The sequence below is a fragment of the Lysobacterales bacterium genome, assembly GCA_019634735.1.
Taxonomy (GTDB): Bacteria; Pseudomonadota; Gammaproteobacteria; order Xanthomonadales; family UBA2363; genus Pseudofulvimonas.
In genome coordinates, this window is sequence record JAHCAT010000027.1 from 1 (window position 1) to 5,469 (window position 5,469).

Annotated in this window: 5 protein-coding genes; all 5 read left to right on the forward strand. The window is 68.7% G+C overall.

All coding sequences use genetic code 11. The features are described 5' to 3' along the window. The coding region (locus KF823_16625; protein MBX3727527.1) for a hypothetical protein at nucleotides 1–191 on the forward strand (191 nt) is incomplete at its 5' end. 158 nt (nucleotides 192–349) lie between these two features. After that, entirely contained in the window at nucleotides 350–1,897 is a 1,548-nt protein-coding gene (locus KF823_16630; protein MBX3727528.1) for an inactive transglutaminase family protein, read from the forward strand. A 1-nt stretch (nucleotide 1,898) separates the two neighbouring features. Further along, on the forward strand, nucleotides 1,899–2,861 hold the full coding sequence (locus KF823_16635; GenBank protein ID MBX3727529.1) for an alpha-L-glutamate ligase-like protein: 963 nt from the start codon (nucleotides 1,899–1,901) through the stop codon (nucleotides 2,859–2,861). Nucleotides 2,862–2,928: 67 nt separating this feature from the next. Beyond that, nucleotides 2,929–3,726 carry a M48 family metallopeptidase gene (locus tag KF823_16640; protein ID MBX3727530.1) on the forward strand — a complete coding sequence of 266 codons (798 nt, stop codon included), beginning with the start codon at nucleotides 2,929–2,931 and terminating at the stop codon, nucleotides 3,724–3,726. Nucleotides 3,727–3,850: 124 nt separating this feature from the next. After that, complete coding sequence (locus KF823_16645) at nucleotides 3,851–5,152, forward strand: tetratricopeptide repeat protein (GenBank protein ID MBX3727531.1); 1,302 nt, start codon at nucleotides 3,851–3,853, stop codon at nucleotides 5,150–5,152. The last annotated feature ends 317 nt before the right edge of the window (nucleotides 5,153–5,469 follow it).

Here is a 5,469-nt window from a genome sequence, read left to right on the forward strand (position 1 = left end):
CGGCTCGAGTCGTTGCGGCCGCGCCCGTCCCGGGCGCGACTCGCAACCCGGCCCGAGGCCTCCTGCCTCGGGCGTTCGCGGCTTCCGGCCTGCCACCGGCAGGCCGGCTGGCCCTTCGGGCCACCGCCGCTCACCCACGCCGCAACTTCATCGAAGACAACGCCCTGCGGGTCGGCAACCTGGACGTCTGACGCCCCGGCATCCGGCTGGCGCGGCTCGAGTCGTTGCGGCCGCGCCCATCCCGGGTGCGACCGCAACCTCCGATCGGGAGCGCCCCGGGCCGACGCCTTGCCGGGTCGGGGGCTGGCTATACTCGCTCCGGCCCAGGGAGAGGACCGGAAGGCGCACCATGAAGAAGAGCCAGCTCTATGTCCTAGCGGCACTGTTCATCGCCGCCGGACTGACCGCGTTCTTCTATAAGTGGAAGGTCCTCAAGTTCCCGGTGCATCCGGTCGAGCAGAGCGAGGTCTGGGAACTGCAGGCGCGCGTCGAGTATCAGCCGCGCAGCGGGCCGAACCGGGTGGTGCTGCAGGTGCCCATCGATCCGCCAGGCTATTCGATCCTGGACGAGCGCTTCGTGGCCCGCGGCTACGGCATGAACACCGAGCGCCGGCGCGAGCAGCGCTCCCGCGAGGTGCAATGGACGATACGCCGCGCCAGCGGCAGCCAGGCGTTGTACTACCGGGCCACGGTGTTCCGCGACGGCACGCCATCGCCCGAGCGGGATCGCCCGCAACTGGCCTCGCCCCCCGAGCTCGAGGAACCCTTCGCAGGTGCCGCCGCAGCCTTGCTCGAGACGGTCCGCGCGCAGAGCGTCGACAGCGCCACCTTCGCGGCCCGCCTGATCCAGGAGTTCAATGACGCCAACCCCGGACAGGAAGTGGCGCTCCTGCTCCAGGACCGACGCGGCGACTACGACCGGGTGCGCTTCGCCATCGACCTGCTCGCGATCCGCAACATCGCCGCGCGCCTGGTGCATGGCGTGCGCCTGGATGCCGCCACGGGGCAGGGCGGCGAACTACGGCCCTGGCTGCAGGTCTACGACACATCAGCGGGCGTCTGGCACACCATCGACCCGCGCTCGGCCAGCATCGGCTGGCCGGAGGACCTGTTCCTGTGGTCGCGGCACCCTGGTGCGGTGCTGGAGGTCGAAGGTTCGCCGCGGGCGCGCTTCGACATCCGCGTGCAGAAGAGCATGGTCGATTCCCTGGAGGCCGCCGTGCAGCGCCTGGAGGTGCGCGACCGCAACCTGGTGGCCTACTCCCTGCTGGCGCTGCCGCTGCACACCCAGGATGTCTACCGCATCCTGCTGATGGTGCCGATCGGCGCCTTCATCATGCTGATCCTCCGCAACCTCGTGGGGGTCAAGACCTTCGGCACCTTCATGCCGGTGCTGATCGCCATCTCCTTCAAGTGGACCTCGCTGCTGGCGGGCATCGTGCTGTTCGTCCTGATCGTCGGCATGGGTCTGCTGGTGCGCTTCTACATGGAGCGCCTGAAACTGCTGCTGGTCCCGCGACTGACCTCGGTGCTGATCGTCGTGGTGCTGCTGATGGCGCTGGTCAGCGTCCTCTCCAACAAGATGGGCCTGGAAGTCGGACTTTCGATCGCCCTGTTCCCGATGATCATCATGACCATGACCATCGAGCGCGTCTCGGTGGCCTGGGACGAGCGCGGCGGCGGCTTCGCCATGAAGATGGCCGCAGGATCCCTGGTGATCGCATCGCTCGCCTACCTCGTGATGAGCTGGCCGCCGCTGGAACACCTGCTGTTCGTCTACCCGGAGCTGCTGCTCGTGCTGCTGGGACTGACCCTCCTTCTCGGCCGCTATTCGGGCTACCGCCTGACCGAGCTGATGCGCTTCAGGGCCTTGGCCCGGCCGCAGCAGGACGGCTGACATGTTCAATCCGTTCGCGGTCGCAAGACGCCTTCGCGAAGTCGGCCTGGTCGGCATCAACGGCCGCAACGCGGAGTTCGTGCTGCGCTACAACCCCCGTCGCTTCTATCCGCGGGTCGACGACAAGCTGCTCACCAAGGAGCTGGCCCTGGCGGCGGGCATGCCGGTGCCCGACCTGTATGCCGTGGTCCGCGAGGAACACGAGATCGCCGAACTGCATGCCAAGCTGGCAGACCGTTCCAGCTTCGTGGTCAAGCCGGCCCGCGGTTCCGGGGGCGACGGCATCCTGGTCATTGATGGCCGGCGCGGCGAACGCTACCGGCGCGCGAACGGCAGCTTCATGACCCGCGACGAGTTCGACCACCATCTGAGCAACGGCCTGTCCGGGCTGTTCTCGCTGGGCGGCCAGCCCGACCACCTGATCGTCGAGTACATGGTGCGCTTCGATCCGCTGTTCGAACGGGTCAGCTTCAAGGGCGTTCCCGACGTTCGGATCATCAGCTTCCTGGGCTATCCGGCCATGGCGATGATCCGGCTTCCGACCCGTATGTCCGACGGCAAGGCCAACCTGCATCAAGGCGCGATCGGCGTCGGCATCGACATTCCCACCGGCCTGACGTGCCGGGGCGTCTGGGGCACCGAGCCGGTCCGCGAGCATCCGGATACCGAGCACTCGATCGTCGGCCTGCAGATCCCGCACTGGCAGGAATTGCTGATGATCGCCGCGCGCGCCTACGAGCTGTCCGGGCTTGGCTACGTGGGCGTCGACATCGTGCTCGACCGCGATCGCGGCCCGATGATCCTGGAGCTGAACGCCAGGCCGGGGCTGGCCATCCAGATCGCCAATGGCAATGGACTGAGGCATCGACTGGAGCAGGTGCAGGCGCTGGAGCGCCACGGCAAGCTGTCCGCGGACCCGGCGGAGCGGGTGGCTTTCGCCCAGGCCCGGTTCGCCACGGTCTGAGGCCGCGTTCATCCCCCGGCCACGTCGCTGCGGGCATGGTCGGAGGCGTCGATCCGGAGAGGGCACCATGCGAACCGCGACCATTCCCCTGCTGTGTGCCGGCCTGCTGTCAGCCTGCGCCACCACGCCCTCCGGTCGCAGCCAGGTCATGCTGGTCGACGAGCGCCAGGCCGGCGCCCTGGGCATCGAGGCGTTCGCCCAGTTGCGGGACCGGGGTCAGATTGCCCGGGATCCCCGCCAACGCGCCTATGTCGATTGCGTCGCCAGCGCATTGATCGCGGAGCTGCCGGCAGCTTGGCGGCAACTGGACTGGGAGGTCGAGCTGTTCGTCGACCCGTCCGCCAACGCCTTCGCCTTGCCGGGCGGCAAGGTCGGCGTGAACACCGGCATGATCGATCTTGCCGCGGACCAGCACCAGCTCGCCGCAGTGATCGGACACGAACTGGCGCACGTGGTCTACCGGCATGGCGCCGAGCGCATGTCGCAGCAGCTGGTCGCGCAGGCCGGCCTGAGCGTGGCCGGCCTGCTGGCCGATGCGCGCAGTCCCGACAACGCGCGGCTGCTGCTGGGCGCCCTGGGCGCCGGCGCCCAGGTGGGGGTGCTGTTGCCGTTCTCCCGATTCCACGAAACCGAGGCCGACCTGGAGGGCCAGCGCCTGATGGCCCGCGCAGGCTTCGATCCGGCTGCCTCCTTGGCGCTGTGGCAGGCCATGGACGCCACCGGCGGCGCCCGGCCGCCCACCTGGCTGTCCACCCATCCCAACCCCGGCGGCCGCCTCCAGGCGTTGCAGGAGGAACTGGCGGGCAGCCGCCAGCTGCTCGCACAGGCGCGCGAGGCGGGCCGGCAGCCGCAGTGCCGGCGATGAGGGCTTGCCGAGGGCGTTAACCGCACTTAACTTCACCCCCCAGGCAAAGCACGAAAATGCCCGTAGGACGCCGGTCGGCCCCGCCAGCCGCCCACACCAAGGTCGAACAGACAAAGGTCTAATCATGAAGAAGATTCTTCTAGCCGCCATGCTCCTCGCGCTCCCGGTCTCGGACTTCGTGGTGACCACCGCGCAGGCCCAGGGCAAGGGTCGCCACGACGAGGGCCGCCAACGCACCCGCGGCGGCAGCGCCGCTACCGAGGCCGAGGAGGTTCGCTTCCCGAACGCCACCCGGACCGAACCCGCCCGGCGCACCGGCGAGCGCACCATGCGCCAGATCGTCACCGCCTTCGACGCGATGAACGCCGACAACAACGAGCGCGCCCGGACCACCTTCGAGAGCCTGAAGGGCAACAGGGCGCTGACCGACTATGAGCGTTCCCTCGTCCACCAGGGACTGGGCCAGATCGCCTATGAGTCCGAGGACCTGGATGGCGCCATCGCCGAGTGGAACCAGGCGCTGGCCGCCAATGGTCTGGGCAACAACGACCATTACCGGCTCCTCTACCAGATCGCCCAGCTGCAGATGAGCGAGGAACAGTACGCGCAGGCGCTGCTCACGCTGGACCGCTACATGACGGAAACCCGCGACGCCGGTCACGAGCCGCAGGCGTTGATGGGCAATGCGCTGTACCGCATGGAGCGCTACGACGAGGCGGTGGCCGCGCTCGATCGCGCGATCGCCATCAAGGCGGACGACCCGACCCTGTTCGAACTGAAGATGGCGTCCCTGTACGAGAAAGAGGACTACAACGGCGCAGCCCGGGTGCTGGAGGAAATGGTCAGGCGCTGGCCCGACGAGCCCAAGCACCGCATCAACCTGGCCCAGATGTACATCCAGGCCGACAACTACGACCGTGCCCTGGAGATCCTGCAGACCGCCCAGCGTGAAGGGCGTCTGACCCAGGCCGACCACTGGCGGCAGCTCTACCAGCTGCTGTCCTATGCCGACCAGCCCGGCGAAGCCGCGGCAGCCATCGAGCAGGGCCTGGCCGCTGGCACCCTGCCCGCCGATGCCGCGACCCTCCGGGCCCTGGGCGACAACCTGTACCGCGCCGAGCAGGTCGACAAGGCCATCCTCGCCTATGGCCGTGCCGCCGAACAGACCGCCGACAGCGGCCAGCTCGACCAGCAGCGCGGCCACCTGCTGGTCGAGCAGGAGCGCTATGCCGAGGCCAAGGAAGCGCTGACCCGGGCCCTGGCCAAGGGCAACCTGGACGACGAGGGCATGGCCTACGTCCTGCTGGGCGAGGCCGAGCAAGGCCTGGGCAACACCGCGGCAGCGCGGACCGCGTTCCAGCGCGCCCAGGCGTCCGGCAGCGAGACCGCCCGCGGGCACGCCCGGATCCGACTGCAGAACCTGTGACCGTGCCGAGGCATCGCTCCGCCTGAAGTGCCCGTGAACGACTTGTGCCGCCCATGGGCTTGGTGTAGCGTCGCGTTCCCCCCGAGCCCCGGACCGCAAGGCCCGAAGGTCACGGGATAGCAACCGCAAAGAACCGATCGACAATGGCCATCTACGAATACCACGAGGAAATCGAAGACACCGGTATACGCTGGCCGCGCGTGGCCGGCCTGAGCGTGGCCCTGATCGTGCATGTCGTGATGTTCGCCATGCTGATGCTGCCGCCGCGCCCGGATGCCCCGGGCGACCAGGCCGACGACGACATGGTCGAGGTGGTG